The following is a 22,999-nucleotide window of genomic DNA, read 5'->3' on the forward strand; positions in this document are numbered from 1 at the left end:
CATGTGACCGGCATCGCCGTCGACTGGCCGGCGTTCTACACCGGCACCGGCGCCCGGCAGGTCGAACTGCCCACCTACGCCTTCCAACGGCAGCGGTACTGGCCCGAGGCGGCTCGGAGCGCGGGGACCGAGGCCGGGATGACCGTGGACGGGGTCGACGCGGAGTTCTGGGCCGCGGTTGAGAGCCAGGACCTGGAGGCCCTGGCGGCCCGCCTGGAGATCGACACGGACGCGTTGGACGGCGTGGTGTCCGCGCTGTCGGCTTGGCGTAACCGGAGCCGGACCCGGTCGGCGGTGGATGCGTTGCGGTACCGGGAGACATGGCAGGCGTTGAGCGGCACGCTGCCGACGGCGTTGTCCGGGACCTGGTTGGCTGTGATCCCGGCAGACGAGGCCGAGCACGAGTGGGTTCGGTTCGTGCTTGCCGCGCTGGGCGGGGACGTGGTGCGGGTGCTGGTCGAAGACGCCGAGCGTGCGGCGTTGGCCGAGCACCTTACCCGGCAGATGGCCGAGTTGACTGCACAGGGTGTGGCAGAGCCCTCGGGTGTGGTGTCTCTGCTCGCGGCTGATGAATGGGCTCGTTGGTCGAGTGTGCCCGCCGGTGCGATGGACACGGCGGTGCTGGTGCAGGCGCTGGAGGATGCCGGGATCGGGGCGCCCGTGTGGGCGGTGACTCGCGGCGCGGTGTCGGTGGAGCCCGCCGATCCGGTGAGCCACCCATTGCAGGCCGCGGTGTGGGGACTGGGCCGGGTCGCCGCACTGGAGTACCCGGAGCGTTGGGGCGGACTGATCGATCTGCCGCAGGAACTCGACGACCTGGTCGTGCGACGGTTGGTCGGGGTGCTGGCCGGGCCGGGTGATGAGGACCAGGTCGCGGTTCGCGCCTCGGGCGTCTACGGCCGTCGGTTGGTGTCCGCTCCCGCGCCCACCCCGTCCGTCGACCCCACGCTCACTCCCACCGTCGAGGGTGAGGGCGCGACGTGCTGGGACCCGTCGGGCACGGTGCTGATCACCGGTGGTACCGGCGCGCTGGGTGCGCACGTGGCCCGGTGGCTGGCCGAACGCGGCACGGAACACCTGCTGTTGTTGAGCCGCCGTGGACCGGGCGCGCCGGGCGCACCGGAACTGGAGACGGAGCTGACCGCACTGGGCGCCCGGGTCACGGTCGTGGCCTGCGATGTCGCCGACCGGGCCGAACTGGAAGCCGTACTGGCCGCCGTCCCGGCCGAGTTCCCGCTGACCGGTGTGGTGCACGCGGCCGGGGTGCTGGACGACGCGATGCTGGAGGGTCTGACCCCGGAGCGGTTCGAGGAAGTGTTCCAGTCCAAGGTCGCTCCGGCGCTGCTGCTGGACGAGCTGACGGCCGACCGCGATCTGTCCGTGTTCGCGCTGTTCTCGTCGGTGGCCGGTTCCCTGGGTAACCTCGGACAGGCGAACTACGCGGCCGCCAACGCGGTGCTGGACGCGCTGGCCCTGCGGCGCCGGTCGCGAGGTCTGCCCGCGACCTCGATCGCCTGGGGCGCCTGGAGCGGGGACGGCATGGCCGCGCGGGCGCGGCACGCGGGGACTACGGCGCTGGAACCGCGGATCGCGCTGGAAGCCCTGTCCGAGCTGGTGGCCGAGCCGCACGCGACCACGGTGGTCGCCGACCTGGGCGACAAGCAGGTGCTGGAGGCGCTGTTCAGCCTGCGCTCCATCGCGTCGCTCACGACGCTTCCCGGCGCGCGTGAGGCCGCGGAGACGGCCAGGGAAGCGCGGCGCGAGAGCGAAACGGCGGCATCGGCACTACGCGAGCGTTTGCACGAGGCCCCGGAGAGCGGCCGGCTGCCGGTGCTGCTCGACCTGGTCCGTACCCATGCGGCCGCTGTTCTCGGGCACCCCGGCCCGGATGCCATCAAGCCGGACAGGGCCTTCCAGGACCACGGGTTCGACTCGCTGACCGCCGTGGAGCTGCGCAAGCGGCTCGGCCTGGTCACCGACTTGACCCTGCCCAGCACCATGGTCTTCGACTATCCGACCCCCCTCGCGCTGGCCCGATACCTGCGGGCGGAGCTGCTGAGCGACGCCGCCGACGGCACCGACACCACCGATACGTACGGCGCGGGTGCCGTACCGGCCGCGCCCACCGACGACGAGCCGATCGCGATCATCGGGATGAGCTGCCGCTTCCCCGGTGGCGTCACCTCGCCCGAGCAGTTCTGGGACCTCGTCTCCTCCGGGGTGGACGCGGTCTCGGAGTTCCCGGTCAACCGTGGCTGGGACACCACCGGCCTGTACGACCCGGATCCGGACCGCAGTGGCACGACGTACTCCACCCAGGGCGGGTTCCTGCACGACGCGGGCGCGTTCGACCCGGTCTTCTTCGGCATCTCGCCGCGCGAGGCGCTGGTGATGGACCCGCAGCAGCGGCTGCTGCTGGAGACCGCGTGGGAGGCCGTCGAACGGGCAGGCATCGACCCGGCCGCCCTGCACTCCACCCTGACCGGAGCGTTCATCGGCTCCAGCTACCAGGACTACGGCCGTGGCGCGGGCGACGGCACCGAGGGCCACATGGTCACCGGGTCCATCCCGAGCGTGCTGTCGGGCCGCGTGGCGTACGCGCTCGGTCTCGAAGGCCCGGCCGTCACGGTCGACACGGCCTGCTCCTCGTCGCTGGTCGCCCTCCACTTGGCCTGCCAGAGCCTGCGCGACGGTGAAAGCTCGCTCGCGCTGGCCGGGGGCGCCACGGTGATGACGACGCCGGACGCGTTCGTGGCGTTCAGCCGTCAGCGCGCGCTCGCCGCCGACGGCCGCTGCAAGGCGTTCTCCGACGGTGCGGACGGCATGGCGCTGGCCGAGGGCGTCGGGCTGCTGCTGGTCGAGCGGCTGTCGGACGCACGGCGCAACGGGCATCCGGTGCTCGCCGTCATCCGCGGCAGCGCGATCAACCAGGACGGCGCCTCGAACGGACTGACCGCGCCCAACGGCCCCTCCCAGCAGCGGGTGATCCGCAAGGCGCTGGCCACCGCGCGGGTCTCGCCCGCCGAGATCGACGCGGTGGAGGCACACGGCACCGGCACGCCGCTCGGCGACCCGATCGAGGTGCAGGCGCTGCTGGCGACCTACGGCCGTGACCGGGACCCGGAGCGGCCGGTGTGGCTGGGGTCCGTGAAGTCGAACATCGGCCACACCCAGTCGGCGGCCGGTGTCGCGAGTGTGATCAAGATGGTGATGGCGCTGCGGCTCGGGGTTCTGCCGCAGACCCTGCACGTGGACACGCCTTCGTCGCATGTGGACTGGTCCTCGGGGGCGCTCCGGTTGCTGGCCGAGCCGGTGCCGTGGCCGGAGACCGGGCAGCCGCGCCGGTGCGCGGTGTCGTCTTTCGGGATCAGCGGTACGAACGCGCACGCGGTGCTGGAACAGGCTCCGGCCGAACCGGACCCCGAACGCGAATCCACCCCGGCTTCGATGCCGTCCGAGCAGGCTCGGGAAGTGGTGCCATGGGTGCTGTCGGCCCGGGACGGTGCCTCGCTGCGCGACCGGGCGGCAGACTTGGTATCGCACGTCGAAGCCGCTCCGGTGGACGTCGCCGATGTCGGCTTTTCCCTGGTGACATCGCGGTCGGCGTTCGAGCGGCGCGCGGTGGCCGTCGGCGCGGACCGTGCCGAATTGTCGGCCGCACTGGCCGCGTTCTCCGATGAGGACCTGTCGGCTCCCGTGGTCCGGGGCGAGGCCGATGTCGAGGGGAAGACGGTGTTCGTCTTCCCCGGGCAGGGCACGCAGTGGGCTGGAATGGGCGCCGCTCTGCTGGAGCGGTCACCGGTGTTCGCCGAGCGGCTCCGCGAGTGTGCGACGGCCCTGGGCCGGTTCGTGGAGTGGTCGCTGGAGGACGTACTGCGGCAGGAGCCCGGTGCGCCGTCGTTGGAGCGCGTCGACGTCGTGCAGCCGGTGTCGTTCGCGGTGATGGTGTCGCTGGCGTCGGTGTGGGAGTCGTACGGCGTCATCCCGGACGCGGTCGTCGGCCATTCGCAGGGCGAGATCGCGGCTGCCGTGGTCGCGGGCGCGCTGTCCGTCGAGGACGGTGCCCGCGTGGTGGCGTTGCGCAGCCAGGCGATCGGCCGGCGCCTCGCGGGGCGCGGCGGCATGATGTCGGTGGCGCTGTCCGTCGACGAGGTCCGGCCCCGGCTGGAGGCTTGGGACGAACGGTTGTCGATCGCGGCCGTGAACGGCCCCGGTGCCGTGGTGGTGTGCGGCGATCCGGAAGCGCTGGACGAACTGTCCGCCCGCCTGACCGAGGACGGCGTACGGGCGCGGAAGATCGCTGTGGACTACGCCTCGCACTCGGCGCACGTCGAGGATCTGCGCGACGAACTCCTCACCGAGCTGGCGCCGATCACCCCGCGCGCCTCGCTCGTCCCCCTGCTGTCCACCGTGACCGGTGACTGGCTCGACACGAGCGGCATGGACGCCGAGTACTGGTACCACAACCTCCGCCGGACCGTGCGCTTCGCGCCCGCGGTCGCGCAGCTGCTGGAGGAGCAGCACCGCGCGTTCATCGAGGTCAGCGCCCACCCGGTGTTGACCATGGGAGTGCAGGCCCTGATCGACGAGACCGCGGTGCCGGCCGTGGCCGTCGGAACCCTGCGCCGTGGCGAGGACGGGCCGCGACGCGTGCTGACCTCGCTGGCGGAGGCGTACGTACGGGGCGTACGCGTCGACTGGACCGCCGCCTTCGGGACGGAGGCCAAGCGGGTCGACCTGCCCACGTACCCCTTCCAGCACCAGCAGTTGTGGGTAGGGCCGGTCGAGGCCGAGCGGGCCGAGGCGGCCGACCCGGCGGACGCCGCCTTCTGGGCCGCCGTCGAGCGCGCGGACCTCGCGGGCCTGACCGAGAGCCTGCACGTCGACGAGGAGGCTCTCGCCGCGATCCTGCCGGGACTGACCGCCTGGCGCCGTCGCAAGCACGAGCAGTCCACCGTGGACGACTGGCGCTACCAGGTCACCTGGACGCCGCTGCCCGCCCTGCCCCGGGCGACGCTCTCGGGCACCTGGCTGGTCGTCACCGCCGGAGGCGAAGGCCGTACGGACGAGGGTGGTACCGGCGATGACGTGGCGGCCGCGTTGCGGGCCAACGGCGCACGCGTACGCCGGGTGGCGCTGGACGAGTCCTGCCTGGACCGTGCCGTGCTGGCGTCCCGACTGGCCGACGCAGTCGAGACGGATGAGGCGGATGAGGCTGACGGGGCGGACGAGCCGAACGGCATCGCCGGATTCGTGTCCCTGCTGGCCGCCGCCGAGGAGCCGTGCCGGGCGTATCCCGAGCTGGCCGTCGGCACGGCCCTGGGCGTTGCCCTCGTACAGGCCCTGGAGGACACCGGTGCCGAGGCACCCCTGTGGTGCCTGACCCGGGGCGCGGTCGCCACCGGGCGTTCCGACCAGGTCATCCGCCCGGTCCAGGCGCAGACGCTCGGCGTGGGCTGGACCGCCGCGCTGGAACACCCGCGCTTCTACGGCGGAGCGGTAGACCTGCCGGAGACCCTGGACGAGCGGGGCGGGCAGCGGCTGGCGGCCGTACTGGCCGGAGCCGGAGCCGGAGCCGGGTCCGGTGCCGGTGCCGGACCCGGAACACGGACCGCGGGGGGCGAGGACCAGCTCGCCCTACGCACCTCCGGTGTGCTGGCCCGGCGCATCGTGCGCGCCCCGGCCGGTGACCGCGAGCCGCGCCGGGCCTGGGAACCGCGCGGCACGGTGCTGGTCACCGGCGGCACCGGCACTCTGGGCCCGCATGTCGCGCGCTGGCTGGCGAACCAGGGCGCCGAACGGATCGTCCTGGTCAGCCGCCGGGGCATGGCCGCGCCCGGCGCCGCCGAGCTGGTGGATGAACTGGCCGGGCAGGGCACCGAAGCCACCGTCGCCGCCTGTGACATCACCGACCGCGAGGCGCTCGCCGCGCTGCTGGACCGGCTGACGACCGAAGGCCACACCCTGCGCACCGTCATTCACGCCGCCGCCGTCATCGAGCTGCACACGCTGGCGGAGACGGACATGGCGGCGTTCGCCAGGGTCATGCACGCCAAGGTCGCCGGTGCGCGGAACCTGGACGAGCTGCTGGCGGACACCGAACTCGACGCCTTCGTGCTGTTCTCGTCCGTCGCCGGCATGTGGGGAAGCGGTCAGCACGCCGCGTACGTGGCGGGCAACGCCTACCTCAGCGCGCTGGCCGCCCACCGGCGCGCCCGCGGCCTGACCGCGACGTCCGTCCACTGGGGCATCTGGGCCAACGAACTCGGCATCGGCCGGGTCGCCCCGGACCAGATCCGGCGCAGCGGCCTGGAGTTCATGGACGCGGGCCTCGCGCTGACCGGGATGCGGCGCGCGATGGACGACGACGAGACCGTGCTCGCGATCGCCGATGTCGACTGGGACCGCTACTACCCGGTGTTCGGCTCGGTCCGCCCGACGCCGCTGTTCGACGAGGTGCCCGAGGTGCGACGGCTGGTCGAGGCCGCCGAAGCGCAGGCCGGGCAGGCGGGCAACGGGGAGTTCGCGGCGAAGCTGGCCGCTCTGCCGCCCGCCGAGGGGGACCGGCTGCTGCTGGACACCGTACGAGGCCAGGCCGCGGCCGTGCTCGGCCACGGTTCCGTCGAGACGGTGGCCGAGCGGCGCGCCTTCCGGGAGGTCGGCTTCGACTCCCTGACCGCGGTCGACCTGCGTAACCGGCTCGCCGCGATCACCGGCCTCAGCCTGCCCGCGACCATGGTGTTCGACTACCCGACCCCGGTGGCGCTGGCCGAGTTCCTGCGTGGCGGGATCACCGGCGACCAGCAGCGGACCGCGGCCCCGGCCGTGTCCGCCACCACCGACGAGCCGATCGCCATCATCGGCATGAGCTGCCGCTACCCGGGCGAGGCCAATTCGCCGGAAGAGCTGTGGGAACTGGTCATGGGGGGCGCGGACGCGATCTCCGGATTCCCGGCCGACCGCGGCTGGCCCACCGACGCCCTGTACGACCCGGACCCGGACACCCCGGGGCGTACGTACAGCGCGCAAGGCGGTTTCCTGCACCACGCCGCCGACTTCGACCCCGCTTTCTTCGGCATCTCGCCGCGCGAGGCGATGACCATGGACCCGCAGCAGCGACTCCTGCTGGAGACCGCGTGGGAGGCGTTCGAACGCGCCGGGATCGTCCCCGACACCGTGCGTTCCACCCTCACCGGCGCGTTCATTGGGGCCAGCTACCAGGACTACCAGACAGGCGGCGCCCTCAGCGGCGACGGCGCGGACGGCTCGGGGGGCCCGGACGGGCACGCGGTCACCGGCACGCTGTCCAGCGTGCTGTCGGGCCGGGTCTCCTACCTGCTGGGTCTGGAGGGCCCCGCGGTCACCCTCGACACCGCCTGTTCCTCCTCGCTGACGGCGTTGCACCTGGCCTGCCAGTCGCTGCGCAACGGCGAGAGCACGCTCGCGCTCGCCGGTGGCGTGAGCCTCATGTCCACGCCGAACACCTTCATCGGCTTCAGCCGCCAGCGGGCGCTGGCCCCCGACGGACGCTGCAAGGCGTACGCGGACTCCGCCGACGGCATGGCGCTCGCCGAGGGCGTCGGCATGGTGCTCGTGGAGCGGCTGTCGGACGCTCGGCGCAACGGGCACCCGGTCCTCGCGGTGGTCCGCGGCAGCGCGGTCAACCAGGATGGTGCGTCCAACGGCCTGACCGCCCCCAACGGGCCGTCCCAGCAGCGTGTGATCCGGCAGGCCCTGGCCAACTCGGGGCTGGCCGCGGCGGACATCGACGCGATCGAAGGCCACGGCACGGGTACCGCGCTCGGCGACCCGATCGAGGCGCAGGCGCTGCTGGCGGCCTACGGACAGGACCGCGAACGACCGCTGCTGCTGGGCTCGATCAAGTCCAACATCGGACACACCCAGGCCGCCTCCGGCGCGGCGAGTGTGATCAAGATGGTGATGGCGCTGCGCCACGGTGTCCTCCCCCCGACCCTGCACGCCGACACCCCGTCGTCCCACGTGGACTGGTCGGCGGGCGCGGTGGAACTGCTGACCGAGCCCACCGACTGGCCGCGGACCGGGCGGCCGCGTCGGGCCGGCGTGTCCTCGTTCGGTATCAGCGGTACCAACGTGCACACCGTTCTCGAACAGGCACCGCCCGTCGAGGAACCCGCCGAGCCCGCCGCCGGGCCTCGCGCGGAGATCGTTCCCGTCGTGCTGTCCGGCCGTACCGACGACGCGTTGCGGGCGCAGGCCGGCCGGCTCCTGTCCCTGGTCGAGGACCGGCCCGGAACGCACCTCACGGACCTGGCGTACTCACAGGCGCTGTGCCGGTCGAGCTTCGAACGCCGCGCGGCCGTCATCACCCGTGACCAGGACGGTCTGCGCCGCGGCCTGCTGGCCCTGCGGGACGGCCTGAGCGACGCGAGCGTGGTGCACGGCGGCGGGGGCGGCACGGGCCGGGGCCGGCTCGCCTACCTGTTCACCGGGCAGGGCGGCCAGCGTCCCGGCATGGGACGGGAGCTGTACGAGCGGTTCCCGGTGTTCGCCGACGCGCTGGACGCCGTACTGGCGCACCTCGACACCGAGCTGGCCCGCCCGCTGCGCGAGGTCATGTTCGCGGACGACGGCACACCCGAGGCCGTGCTGCTCGACCGGACCGGCTATACCCAGCCCGCACTGTTCGCGATCGAGGTGGCGCTGTTCCGGCTGCTCGAATCCTGGGGCATCGCACCCGACTACCTCGCCGGGCACTCCGTCGGCGAACTGGCCGCGGCACACGTCGCGGGCGTGTTCTCGCTGGAGGACGCGTGCACGCTGGTGGCCGCACGCGGCCGGCTGATGGAGGACCTGCCCGCCGGAGGGGCCATGGTCGCCGTCGAGTCCACCGAGGACGAGGTCGCCCCGCTGCTCACCGACCGCGTGTCCATCGCCGCCGTCAACGGCCCGGCCTCGCTGGTGATCGCCGGGGACGAGGACGCCGTCGAGGCGATGGCGGCCGGTCTGGCGGCGCGCGGCAGGCGGACCAAGCGGCTCAGCGTGAGCCACGCCTTCCACTCGCCGCGCATGGACGCCATGCTCGACGACTTCGCCGCCGTCGCCGCGCGCGTGACCTACCACGCCGCGGCGATCCCCCTCGTGTCCACCGTCACCGGCGAACTCGCCACCGACGAGGAGCTGGGCTCCCCGGACTACTGGGTGCGGCACGTCCGCCGCACCGTTCGCTTCGCCGACGGCATGGCCGCCCTCGCCGGGCGGGGCGTACGCACCTTCCTCGAGCTCGGACCGGACGGGGTGCTCAGCGCCATGGCCCAGGACTGCCTGGAGGGCGAGGCACGGGCACGCACCGCCGTGATCCCGGCACTGCGCCGCGACCGCGACGAGGTGCCCGCCATCACCGCCGCGCTGGCGGGCGCGCACGTGGACGGCGTGCCCGTGGACTGGTCCGGCTTCTTCGCCGGAATGGGCGCACGGCGCATCGACCTGCCCACCTACGCCTTCCAGCGGCAGCGGTTCTGGGCGGAGCCCGCACACCCGGCGGCGCCCGCCGCCGGGGACGGAGCGGACGCCGACTTCTGGTCCGCGGTGGAGCGCGAGGACACGGACTCGCTGGCCGCCACCCTCGACCTCGACGCCGAGGCGGTGAGCGTGCTGGCCCCGGCGCTGTCGTCGTGGCGCCGTCGCCGCCGTGACAGGTCCAGCGTCGACGCACTGCGCTACCAGGCGATCTGGAAGCCGGCGAACGCCACGCCGAAGTCGCATGCCCTGCCCGGCCGGTGGCTGGTGCTCACCCCGGCCGGGCCCGGCGACGACACGTGGCGGACCGCTGTGATCGACGGCCTCGGCGCGCCGACCGTACGCGTCGAGGTCACCGCGGCCGACCGCGGATCGCTCGCCGAGTTGCTGCCCGCGGGCGAGTTCGCCGGGGTGCTCTCCCTGCTCGCGCTCGATGACGACGACGCGTTGGACGGTGGCGGGGGCTCGGCCCGCACGGCCACCGCATTCCAGGCGCTCGGCGACGCCGGGATCGACGCCCCCCTGTGGTGCGTCACCCGAGGCGCGGTGTCCGTCGCCCGCTCCGAGCCGGTACGCAGCCCGGCCCAGGCCGCCGTGTGGGGCCTCGGCCGCGTCGTCGCACTCGAACACCCCCGGCGCTGGGGCGGGTTGATCGACCTGCCCGAGCGGATCGACCCGGCCACGGTGCGCCGGCTCCGGAGCGTCCTCGCGTACACCGGCACGGACGCCGAGGACCAGGTCGCCGTACGCGCCTCCGGGGTGTTCGCGCGCAGGCTCGCGCACAGCCCGGTGACGACGGACCACAGGACCGGGCGCGAGTTCACACCGAGCGGCACCGTCCTGGTCACCGGCGGCACCGGCGGCCTCGGCGGACACGTCGCCCGCTGGCTGGCCCGCGAGGGCGCGGACCATCTGCTGCTGATCAGCCGACGCGGCCCGGAGGCGCCGGGCGCCGACGGCCTGCGGCGGGAACTCACCGAACTCGGCGCCCGGGTCACCATCACGGCCTGCGACGCCGCCGACCGGGACGAACTCGCCGCGGTCCTCGCGGACATCGCCGAGGACTGCCCGCTCACCGCGGTCATGCACACGGCGGGCGTGATCGAGGACCGCGTCGTGGACGACCTGACGCCGGATGACTTCACGGCCGTACTGCGCGCCAAGGCGGTGTCCGCGCGGAACCTGGACGAACTGACCCAGGACACCGAACTGTCGGCATTCGTGCTGTTCTCCTCGACGGCCGGCGTCATCGGCGCCGCCGGGCAGGGCAACTACGCCGCCGCGAACGCCTACCTGGACGCCCTCGCGGAACACCGCAGGACCCGGGGCCGCGCCGCCGTGTCGATCGCCTGGGGCCCGTGGGCCGGATCGGGCATGGTCGGCGGCAGCGCCGTGAGCGGCGGCATGGACGCCGACAACGACAGCGGCGAGATCGAACGGCGGGTACGGCGCGGCGGATTCACGCCCCTCGCACCGGGCCTGGCCATCTCCGCGCTGCGCGCCGCCGTCGAGCACGACGACACCGCCCTCACCGTCGCCGACATCGACTGGGGCCGCTTCGTCCTCGCGCACACCTCCGCCAGGCCCGCCCCGCTCGTCGGCGACCTGCCCGAGGTGCGGCAGGCCCTCGTGACCGACGGCGGCGCCGCCGCGGCCCGTATGCCCGGCGAGTCGGAGCTACGGCAGCGGCTGGCGGGCATGCCCGACGCCGAGCGCGGCAGGTTCCTGCTGGATCTGCTGCGCACCCAGGTGGCCGCGGTGCTCGGCCACGCCGACGCAGCCACCGTCGAGGCCGACTGGACCTTCCGGGACCTGGGCTTCGATTCGCTGACCACGCTGGAACTGCGCAACGGGATCGCCACGGCCACCGGGCTGACCCTGCCCGCCTCGCTGGTGTACGACTACCCGACCCCGCATGAACTGGCGGAGTTCCTGCTCGCCGAGCTGCTCGGATCGCTGCCGGAGCGGGCGGACTCCGCCACCCGGCCGGCGGACCCCGCTACCCGGCCCCTGGCCGACGACCCGATCGCGATCGTCGGCATCGGCTGCCGCTTCCCCGGCGGAGTGACCTCGCCCGAGGACTTCTGGCAGCTGCTCTCGGAGGGGCGCGACGCGATCTCGCCGTTCCCGACCGACCGGCACTGGGACCTGGACGCGCTGGCGGCCGGGTCGTCCATCACCCGCGAGGGCGGATTCCTCAGCGGCGTGGCCGAGTTCGACGCCGGGTTCTTCGGGATCTCGCCCCGCGAGGCGCTTGCCATGGACCCGCAGCAGCGGTTGCTGCTGGAGACCTCGTGGGAAGCGCTGGAACGGGCCGCCATCGACCCCGGCGCGCTGCGCGGCACCCAGACGGGCGTCTTCGTCGGCACCAACGGTCAGGACTACACCACCGTGCTGCGGGCCGGTTCCGAGGACGTACAGGGGTACGCGGCCACCGGCAACACCGCGAGCGTGCTGTCGGGACGTGTGTCGTACGCGCTGGGTCTCGAAGGCCCGGCGGTCACCGTCGACACCGCCTGCTCGGCCTCGCTGGTCGCCCTGCACTGGGCCACCCGGGCGCTGCGCGGCGGCGAGTGCTCGCTGGCGCTCGCCGGCGGTGTCTCGGTGATGTCGGGCCCGGACGCCTTCGTGGAGTTCAGCGCCCAGGGCGGGCTGGCCCCGGACGGCCGCTGCAAGGCGTTCTCCGGTGACGCGGACGGCACCTCCTGGTCGGAGGGCGTCGGCGTGCTCGTACTGGAACGGCTTTCCGACGCGATGCGCAACGGGCACGAGGTCCGCGGCATCGTGCGCGGTACCGCCGTCAACCAGGACGGCGCGTCCAACGGCCTCACCGCCCCCAACGGCCCCTCCCAGCAGCGCGTCATCCGGCAGGCGCTGGCCGACGCGGGGCTGGCGTACACCGACATCGACGCGGTGGAGGCGCACGGCACGGGCACCACGCTGGGCGATCCGATCGAGGCGCAGGCGCTGCTGGCGACCTACGGCCAGGACCGCGAGCGCCCGCTGCACCTGGGCACGGTCAAGTCGAACCTCGGTCACACCCAGGCCGCGGCCGGTGTCGCGGGTGTGATCAAGATGGTCCTGGCGATGCAACGGGGCACGCTGCCCAAAACCCTGCACGCGGACGCCCCGTCACCGCACATCGCCTGGGCCTCCGGTGAACTCGCGCTGCTCAGCCGGCCCGCCGCCTGGCCCGAGACCGGCGGGCCGCGCCGGGCGGGCGTGTCGGCGTTCGGCATGAGCGGCACGAACGCCCACGTCATCATCGAACAGGCGCCGGCGGACAGGCGGCGACCGGAAACCGAGCCCGCCCGGACCGTACCCGCGGTAGTGCCGTGGCTCGTCTCCGGCAAGACGGCGGAGGCGCTGCGCGCGCAGCTCACGCGGCTCACGTCCTTCACCGAGCACCACCCCGAGCTGCCCGCCGTCGACGTGGCCTACTCGCTGGCAACGGCCCGCTCCGCCTTCGCGCACCGCGCGGTGCTGCTCGCCACCGAGGACGGGGCGACGGAGGTCGCGCGCGGCGTGGCACGCGGCGCACGCGGACCGGTCGCGTTCCTGTTCTCGGGGCAGGGGAGTCAGCGGCTGGGTATGGGGCGGGAGTTGTACGGGCGTTTCCCGGTGTTCGCGGAGGCGCTGGATGCCGTACTGGCGCGGTTCGATCCCTCACTGCGGGAGGTGATGTGGGGCGGGGAGCCGGAGGTGCTGGATCGGACCGGGTTCGCGCAGCCCGCGTTGTTCGCGGTGGAGGTGGCGCTGTTCCGGCTGGTCGAGTCGTGGGGTGTGGTGCCGGATTATGTGGCCGGGCATTCGATCGGTGAGGTCGCGGCGGCGCATGTGGCGGGGGTGTTCTCGCTGGAGGATGCCTGTCGTCTGGTGGCGGCTCGGGCGCGGTTGATGGATGAGTTGCCGGTTGGCGGGGCGATGGTGGCGGTCGAGGCGGCCGAGGACGAGGTGGCGCCTTTGCTGACCGATGGGGTGTCGGTGGCGGCGGTGAACGGTCCGGGGTCGGTGGTGGTGTCCGGTGAGGAGGGTGCCGTCCTGGCGGTCGTGGCCCGGTTCGAGGGTGAGGGGCGCAGGACGAGCCGTTTGCGTGTCTCGCACGCGTTCCATTCGCCGTTGATGGATCCGATGCTGGAGGAGTTCCGTCGGGTGGCCGGGGAGCTGGAGTTCGGTGAGCCGCGGGTGGCGGTGGTGTCGAACCTGACCGGCACGCTGGCCACCGCCGGTGAGCTGTGCTCGCCGGAGTACTGGGTCCGGCACGTCCGGGAGACGGTCCGCTTCGCCGACGGCGTCCAGGCCCTGCGCGACGCGGGCGTGGGCGCGTACGTCGAACTCGGCCCCGACGGGCAGCTGTCCGCCGCGACGGGGCAGCTGGTCGAAGGCGCGCTGGCGGTGCCGGTGCTGCGCCGCGACCACGGTGAGGAAACCGCGCTGGTGACCGCGTTGTCCCGGCTGCATGTGCACGGCACTTCCATCGACTGGCGCGCCTTCTTCGCCGGGACGGGTGCGGGATGCGTCAGCCTGCCGACGTACGCCTTCCAGCGTCGGCATTTCTGGCCCGAACCGGCGACGCCGAGCGCGTCGGCCGACCCGGTCGACGCCGAGTTCTGGTCGGCGGTGGAGAGCGAGGACCCGGAGGCACTGGCCGCGACGCTGGGCCTCGACGGCGACGCGGCGAGCGCGATGGCCCCGGCACTGTCGGCGCTCTCGTCGTGGAACCGCCGCAGGCGCGCGGCCGCCGTCGCGGATGCCCGGCAATATCGGGTGAGCTGGGTGCCGGTGCCGGTGCCGGTGCCGGTGCCGGACGTGGTCGCCGAGCGGCCGGGTCGGTGGCTCGTGCTCGCGGAGGCGGGCGACCCCTGGGCTTCCGCCGCCGTCGATGCCCTGGGTGGTGACGCGCCGGATGCCGAGGCCGTCCGCGTGGTCCACCGGGTGTCCGACGCCGACCGTACGGACTTCACCGGTGTGGTCTCGCTGCTTTCGTCCGAACCTGGTCCGCTGGAGCTGCTGGAGGCCCTGGCGGAGGCCGGGATCACCGCGCCGCTGTGGTGCGTCACGCGGGGCGCCGTGAAGACGGGACCCGGTGACCGTGTCGATGACGCCCGCCAGGCGGCGGTGTGGGGTGCGGGGCGGGTGGCCGCGCTCGAGCGGCCCGAACGGTGGGGTGGCGTGATCGACTTGGCCGAGGCGCCGGATGCGCGGTTCGCCGCGCTGCTCGGCCACGCCTCCGGTGGACCTCGTCCGCTGCCCGCCCCGGAGGACGAGCTCGCGGTGCGGCCCTCCGGGGTGTTCGCGCGGCGCCTCGTCCGGGCCACGGCGCCCGACGGGAGCTGGACCCCGTCCGGAACCGCGCTCGTCGTCGGCACCGGACCGATGGGCGTCCGGGTCGCCCGCTGGCTGGCCCGGGAAGGCGCCGGGCATCTCGTCCTCATCGGGCGCGACACAGCCGGCCTGACGGACGCGGATCTCGCGGCCGAGTGGGGAACCCCGGTCACCGTACTGGCCTGCCACACCGCCGATCGTGACGAGCTGGAGGCCGTACTCGACGTCCTCCCGGCCGGTGAGCTGACCGCCGTCGTGCATGCCGAGGAGCTCGTCGGCGCCACGCTCTCCGAAGCGCTCGCCGGGGTGACGAACCTCGACGACCTGCTCGCCGACCGGGACCTGGACGCGTTCGTCCTGTTCAGCTCGGTCGCCGGAGTGTGGGGGGCACGAGGCCGAGGCGCCGAGGCGGCCACGGGGGCCGTTCTGGAAGCCGTGGCGCAGCGGCGCCGCGACCGTGGCATGGCCGCGCTGTGCGTCGCGTGGGGCGCGTGGGCGGAGGTCACCGAGCGGTCGATGACCGGCCACCTCCGGGCGAGCGGGCTGCCCGTGCTGGACACGGAGGTGGCGCTCGCGGCCCTCGGCCGTGCGGTCGCGAGTGGCGAGGCATCGCTGACCGTGGCCGACGTGGAGTGGGACAGCTTCGCGCCCGCCTTCACCGCGGCTCGGCCCAGCGCGCTGCTGGACGGCCTGCCGGAGGCCCGCGCGGCGCTCGACGCCGCGCTACGGGACGGCGAGACCGCCGGCATCGCAGGGATCGCGGGCACCGAGGGACCCGCGGCGACCGAGCTTCGGGACAGGCTGCTCGGCCTGCCCGAAACCGAGCGATTCGGCGAACTGCTCGCCGTGGTGAGGGAGAAGAGCGCCCTGGTGCTGGGGCACACCGACGCCGGAGCCGTCGAGGCCGATCTGCCCTTCCGGGACCTCGGGTTCGACTCCCTGACCGCCGTCGACCTGCGCGACCAGCTCACCAGGGCGACCGGACTGAGCGTGCCCGCCACCGCCGTATTCGACTTCCCGACCCCGAACGAACTGGCCGACCACCTGCTGACCGCCCTGCTCGGCGAGCGGACCGGCCCGGCCGCCCCGGCGCCGTCCGCCCGTACGGCCGACGACCCGATCGCGATCGTCGGTATGAGCTGCCGCTTCCCCGGCGGGGTGCGGTCGCCGGAAGACCTCTGGGAACTCGTCATGGCCGGCACCGACGCCGTCGGCGACATGCCGGTGGACCGAGGCTGGGACTTCGACGCCCTTGTGAACGGAGGCCCGGGAGGCCACGGCGGAAGCGTCACCCGCAGCGGCGGCTTCCTGCACGACGCGGCCGACTTCGACCCCGGCTTCTTCGGGATCTCTCCGCATGAGGCCCTGGTGATGGACCCGCAGCAGCGCCTCGTACTCGAAGCTGCCTGGGAAGCCCTGGAGCGGGCGGGGATCGACCCGACCGCGCTGCGCGGGACCGACGCCGGAGCGTTCGTCGGCGGCGGCAGCGGTGACTACCGCCTGCCCGAGCACCTCGGCCGGTGGGAGACCGCGCAGTCGGCGAGTCTCCTCTCCGGCAGGCTGGCGTACACCTTCGGGCTCCAGGGTCCCACCGTCTCGGTGGACACCGCCTGCTCGTCGTCGCTGGTCGCCCTCCACCTGGCCGCGCAGGCGCTGCGGTCGGGGGAGTGCTCGGTGGCCTTGGCCGGCGGCGTGACCGTGATGGCGACCCCAGTCGGTTTCGTGGAGTTCAGCGCACAGGGCGCGCTCTCACCGGACGGCCGCTGCAAGGCGTTCTCCGAGGACGCCGACGGTACGGGCTGGGCCGAGGGCGTGGGCATGCTGGTGATCGAACGCCTCTCGGACGCGCGCCGCAGCGGTCACCCCGTGCTCGCCGTACTCCGCGGCTCGGCGATCAACCAGGATGGTGCCTCCAACGGCCTCACCGCGCCGAACGGGCCGTCGCAGCAGCGGGTGATCCAGCGCGCGCTGGCCGGCGCCGGACTCTCGCCCGCCGACATCGACGCGGTGGAGGCGCACGGCACGGGCACCACGCTGGGCGATCCGATCGAGGCACAGGCCCTGCTGGCGACCTACGGGCAGGACCGGACGCGTCCGCTGCTGCTCGGCTCCCTGAAGTCCAACATCGGGCACACCCAGGCCGCCTCGGGCGCGGCGGGGGTGATCAAGATGGTGCAGGCGATGCGGCACGGCCTGCTGCCGAAGACCCTGCACGCGGACACGCCTTCGTCCCATGTGGACTGGAGCGCCGGTGCGATCCGGCTGCTGACCGAACCGGCCCAGTGGCCGGACTCCGGCCGCCCGCGCCGGGTGGGCATCTCCTCGTTCGGCGCCAGCGGGACGAACGCGCACGTGATCCTGGAGCAGGCACCGCCGACCGAGGAACCCGCGCGACCGTCTCCCGTCGACGGTGAGACCGTTCCGGTCCTGTTGTCCGCCAGGACGCCGGACGCCTTGCGGGCGCAGGCACGACGCCTGTTCGCCCACGCCGACGCGCGGCCCGGGCTCGAGTTCGCCGACGTGGCGTACTCGCTGGCCACCACCCGCTCGCTGTTCGAGCACCGGGCCGCGCTGCTGGCCACCGACCGAAGCGAACTGCTGGCCGCACTGGCCGCCCTCGCCGACGGCGAAGACGGCCCGCACATCCTCCGCGCGGACGCGCCACGCCCCGGGAAGCTGGCGTTCCTGTTCTCCGGGCAGGGGAGTCAGCGGCTGGGTATGGGGCGGGAGTTGTACGGGCGTTTCCCGGTGTTCGCGGAGGCGCTGGATGCCGTACTGGCGCGGTTCGATCCCTCACTGCGGGAGGTGATGTGGGGCGGGGAGCCGGGGGTGCTGGATCGGACCGGGTTTGCGCAGCCCGCGTTGTTCGCGGTGGAGGTGGCGTTGTTCCGGCTGGTGGAGTCGTGGGGTGTGGTGCCGGATTATGTGGCCGGGCATTCGATCGGTGAGGTGGCGGCGGCGTATGTGGCGGGGGTGTTCTCGCTGGAGGATGCCTGTCGTCTGGTGGCGGCTCGGGCGCGGTTGATGGATGAGTTGCCGGTTGGCGGGGCGATGGTGGCGGTTGAGGCGGCCGAGGATGAGGTGGCGCCTTTGCTGACCGGTGGGGTGTCGGTGGCGGCGGTGAACGGTCCGGGGTCGGTGGTGGTGTCCGGTGAGGAGGGTGCCGTCCTGGCGGTGGTGGCCCGGTTCGAGGGTGAGGGGCGCAGGACGAGTCGTTTGCGTGTCTCGCACGCGTTCCATTCGCCGTTGATGGATCCGATGCTGGAGGAGTTCCGTCGGGTGGCCGGGGAGCTGGAGTTCGGTGAGCCGCGGGTGGCGGTGGTGTCGAACCTGACCGGCACGCTGGCCACCGCCGGTGAGCTGTGCTCGCCGGAGTACTGGGTCCGGCACGTCCGGGAGACGGTCCGCTTCGCCGACGGCGTCCAAGCCCTGGCGGACCGCGAGGTCACGGCGCTCCTGGAACTCGGCCCGGGCAACGTACTGCTGGGCATGGCCCGCGCCACCCTGCCCGATGACGCTGCCGCCGTTCCGACGCTGCACCCGGAGCGGCCGGAGCAGGCGTCCGTCGCGGCGGCCCTGGCCCGACTGCGGCTGCGCGGTGTCACCGTCGACTGGCAGTCGTACTTCGCGGGCACCGCGCGGCAGGTCGACCTGCCGACCTATGCCTTCCAGCACGAACGGTTCTGGCCGGACGCCATGCCCGCGCCCGCGACCCGTACGAGCGAACAGGACGGGGCAGGCCAGGCGGACGACGCCTTCTGGTCCGCCGTCGAGGGCGCGGACTTCGCCTCGCTCGGAGCGGCGCTGAACGTCGAGGACGACGCGCTGTCGCGGGTGCTGCCCGCGCTGCTGGACTGGCGCAGGCAGCGCCAGGAGGAGTCCACGCTGGACGGCTGGCGCCACCGCATCGTCTGGAAGCCGGTCTCCGGTGCTCCCGCCGGCACCCCGACGGGGACGTGGCTCGCCGTCCTCCCCGCCGCGTACGCCGACGACCCGTGGGTCACCGCGGCCCTGGACGCGCTGGGCACCGATGTGGTGCGCGTGCCGGTCACGGCGTACGACCGCCAGAAGCTGGCGGCCCGCCTCCGCGACCACGCCGACGCCCATTCCGGTGCCCACGCCGGAGTGCTCTCCCTGCTGGCACTGGACGAAGCGGATTCCGGCACCGGTGCCCCGTCCGGCACGGTCGGCACCGCCACGCTCGTGCAAGCGCTGAGCGACGCCGGGATCACCGCCCCGCTGTGGTGCGTGACGCGCGGTGCGGTGTCGGTCGGGCGCTCGGATGCGGTGATCGGGCCGGTGCAGGCGGCCGTCTGGGGCCTGGGCCGGGTCGTCGCGCTGGAGTACCCGGACCGCTGGGGTGGTCTGATCGACCTCCCGGGCGAACTCGACGAGCGGGCCGCCGCGGGATTCGCCGCCGTGCTGGCCGGATGGGACGGCGAGGATCAGGTAGCGGTCCGCAAGAGCGCGGTATTCGGCCGACGGCTGATCCCGTCCCCCGCCGACCGGTCCACGGAACGGCCCGACCCGCACGGCGCCGCGCCTGCCGGCACGGGGGCCTGGGAGCCGACCGGAACGGTCCTGATCACCGGTGGCACCGGTGCGCTCGGCGGACAGGTCGCCCGGTGTCTCGCCCGCGCGGGTGCGCCGCATCTGCTGCTCGTCGGGCGACGGGGCTCCCAGGCGCCGGGAATCGGCGCGTTGTGCGAGGAGCTGGCCGCGCTCGGGACACGGGTCACCGTCGCCGCGTGCGATGTCGCCGACCGGGCGCAGCTGACCGCGCTGCTGGAGGGCGTTCCGGCCGAACACCCCCTGACCGGTGTGGTGCACACCGCCGGTGTGGTGGACGACGGCGTGCTCGACCGGTTGACCCCGGAGCGGTTCGGGACCGTGTTCCGGTCCAAGGTCACCTCCGCGTTCCTGCTCGATGAGCTGACACGCGGGGCGGACCTGTCGGTGTTCGCGCTGTTCTCCTCCGCGTCCGCCGTCGTGGGCAACCCCGGTCAGGCGAACTACGCGGCGGCGAACGCCGTGCTGGACGCCCTGGCCGAGCGGCGGCGGGCGCATGGCCTGCCCGCGACCTCGATCGCCTGGGGTGCCTGGGGCGGTGGCGGCACGGCGGAGAAGGCCGAGGCCGAAGAGGCGGCCCGCCGGGCGGGGGTCCACGCGATGGACCCGGAGCTGGCGAGCGAGGCGCTGCGCCGGCTGGTGACGGAAGCGGATCCCACCGCGCTGGTCGCCGAGATCGCCCCGGAACGGTTCGCCCAGGCGTACAGCGCGGCCCGGCCGAGCGCGTTGCTCCGCGAACTGCCCGGCTACCAGGAGCTGGTGGCCGCGCGCGGCGAACCGGCGGACTCCGCGGGCGACGTGCTGCGGGAGCGGCTGGTGAGGCTCCCCGCGGGCAGGCGCCTGGAGGCCGTGCTCGACCTGGTCCGTACCCGGTCCGCGTACGTACTCGGCTACCGCACCGCGGACGCGGTCGGCGCCGAGCGGCCGTTCCGGGACCTGGGGGTGGATTCCCTCGGCGCCGTCGAACTGCGCAACCAGCTCGGCGCCGCGACCGGCCTGAGCCTGGCGGCGACGCTGGTGTTCGACTACCCGACGCCCCTGGCGCTGGCCGAGCACATCGCCGGACGGCTGGCGCCCGACGGCTCCGGGGCCGGGGTCCCGGCCGCCGAGGCCGCCGAATCGGCCGAGGACGCCGAGATCCGGTCGGTGCTCGCCTCGGTGCCGGTCGGCCGACTCCGCGAGATCGGTCTGCTGGAGCCGCTGCTCCAACTGGCGGGCGACGGGACCGGGGCCGGGGCCGGGGCATCGGACGCCGAGCCGGATGAGGAGTCCATCGACGCGATGGCTCTGGAGGACCTGGTACGAGCCGCCCTCCAAGGACAACCCGACGGTGAGTCACGCCGAGGACCCGACGACGGCACGTCCCCCGACGACGAGTCGCCCGAACGACGGAGGCAGTCATGAGCACGTCCGGCGAGCAGGTCGCCCAGGCACTGCGCGCGGCGATGAAGGAGACCGAGCGCCTCCGCCGGCAGAACCGGCATCTGATCGCCGCGGCCACCGAACCGGTCGCCGTCGTCGGCATGGGCTGCCGTTACCCCGGCGGCGTGCGCTCCCCGGAGGACCTGTGGCGGCTGGTGGCGGCCGGCACCGACGCGATCTCCGGATTTCCCACCGACCGTGGCTGGAACCTGGGCGCCCTGCGCGACGGCCAGACCGACGAGCGCGGCAACGAGGTCAGCCGGCAGGGCGGATTCCTCGACTGCGCCACGGAGTTCGACCCCGGCTTCTTCGGGATCTCGCCGCGTGAGGCGCTGCGGATGGATCCGCAGCAGCGGCTGCTGCTGGAGACCTCGTGGGAGGCGATCGAACGGGCGGGCATCGACGCCAGCCGCCTGCGCTCCAGCCGGACCGGCGTGTTCATGGGCACGAACGGCCAGGACTACGCGTACCTGATGGTGCGCTCGCTGGACGACGCGACCGGCGAGGTCGGCACCGGGATCGCGGCGAGCGCGGTGTCCGGGCGGCTGTCGTACACCCTGGGGCTGGAGGGGCCCGCGCTGACCGTCGACACGGCGTGCTCGTCCTCGCTGGTCGCCCTGCACCTCGCCACGCAGGCGCTGCGCGGCGGCGAGTGCTCGCTGGCGCTCGTCGGCGGGGTCAACGTGATGTCCACGCCGGGGCCGCTCATCGAGTTCAGCCGTCAGGGCGGGCTCGCCCGTGACGGGCGGTGCAAGGCGTTCGCCGACTCCGCCGACGGCACCGGCTGGTCCGAGGGCGTCGGCGTGCTGGTGCTGGAGAAGCTGTCCGACGCGCGGCGCAACGGGCATCCGGTGCTCGCCGTGGTGCGCGGCAGCGCGGTCAACCAGGACGGCGCGTCGAACGGGTTCACCGCGCCCAACGGCCCGGCGCAGCGGCGTGTCATCCGGCAGGCGCTGGCCGCCGCCGGACTCGCCCCGGCCGACGTGGACGTGGTGGAGGCGCACGGCACCGGCACGCCGCTGGGCGACCCGATCGAGGCGCAAAGCCTCCTGGAGACCTACGGCCAGGAACGGGATACGCCGCTGCTGCTGGGGTCGGTCAAGTCGAACCTCGGGCACGCCCAGGCCGCGGCCGGGGTCGCCGGGGTGATCAAGACGGTCATGGCGATGCGTCACGGCACCGTGCCGAAGACCCTCCACGCCGACACACCGTCATCTCGTGTGGAGTGGTCCGCCGGAGCGGTGGACCTGCTGAGGGAGTCGCGCGAGTGGCCGGACACGGGCCGCCCTCGGCGCGCGGGCGTGTCGTCGTTCGGGGTGAGCGGCACCAACGCGCACGTCATCCTGGAACAGGCGCCGGACACCCCCGCCGAGGAGACCCCCGGAGCCCCCGGGACCTCCACGACGGCGGAGTGGCAGCCGACCGCGCTGCCCTGGGTGCTGTCCGGAGCCACCGAGGCCGCCCTGCGGGACCAGGTCACCGCCGCGCTCCCCCTGCTGGACGAGGAATCCGGACCGCGCCCGCTCGATGTGGCGTTCTCCCTGGCGACGTCCCGGACGAGTCTCGAACACCGGGTGGCCGTCGTCGCGGACGGCCGCGAAGCGCTCCGGGACGGGCTGGTGGCCTGGGCCGAGAACGGCACGGCGCCCTCCGTGGTGGACGGCACCGTCCCCGACCGCACGAAGCTGGCCATGCTGTTCTCCGGGCAGGGGGCGCAGCGGCTCGGCATGGGGCGGGAACTGTACGACCGGTTCCCGGCGTTCGCCGGGGCGCTGGACGCCGTCCAGGCCGCACTCGATCCCGGTCTGGACCGCCCGCTGCGCGAGGTCATGTGGGGCGCACACGCCGACGAACTCGACCGGACCGGATACGCCCAGCCCGCGCTGTTCGCCATCGAGGTGGCGCTGTTCCGGCTGCTCGAATCGTGGGGCGTGCAGCCTGATTTCGTCGCCGGGCACTCGATCGGCGAGGTCGCGGCCGCGCACGTCGCCGGTGTGCTGTCGCTGACCGACGCGTGCACGCTGGTGAACGCGCGGGCGCGGCTCATGGACGACCTGCCCGCCGGCGGGGCGATGGTCGCGGTACGGGCCACCGAGGACGACATCACGCCCCTGCTGACCGAGCGGGTGTCGATCGCCGCGGTGAACGGGCCGTCCGCGGTGGTCGTGTCCGGTGACGAGGCGGC

The 22,999-nt window shown here is 73.8% G+C and carries 2 protein-coding genes (1 of these 2 cut by a window edge); both read left to right on the top strand.

The window, feature by feature from the left end; all coding sequences use genetic code 11:
* The first annotated feature begins 138 nt into the window (after positions 1-138).
* Entirely contained in the window at positions 139-20,796 is a 20,658-nt protein-coding gene (locus ABZ562_RS38715) for a type I polyketide synthase (protein ID WP_361489437.1), read from the top strand.
* Positions 20,793-22,999 carry part of the coding region annotated (locus ABZ562_RS38720) for an SDR family NAD(P)-dependent oxidoreductase (RefSeq protein ID WP_361489440.1) on the top strand (this coding region is incomplete at its 3' end). The annotated region continues 6,000 nt past the right edge of the window, so 2,207 of the 8,207 annotated nt are shown. The genes ABZ562_RS38715 and ABZ562_RS38720, both read left to right, overlap by 4 nt.

Origin of the sequence: Streptomyces sp. NPDC019937, assembly GCF_040631655.1 — a bacterium.
GTDB lineage: Bacteria > Actinomycetota > Actinomycetes > Streptomycetales > Streptomycetaceae > Streptomyces.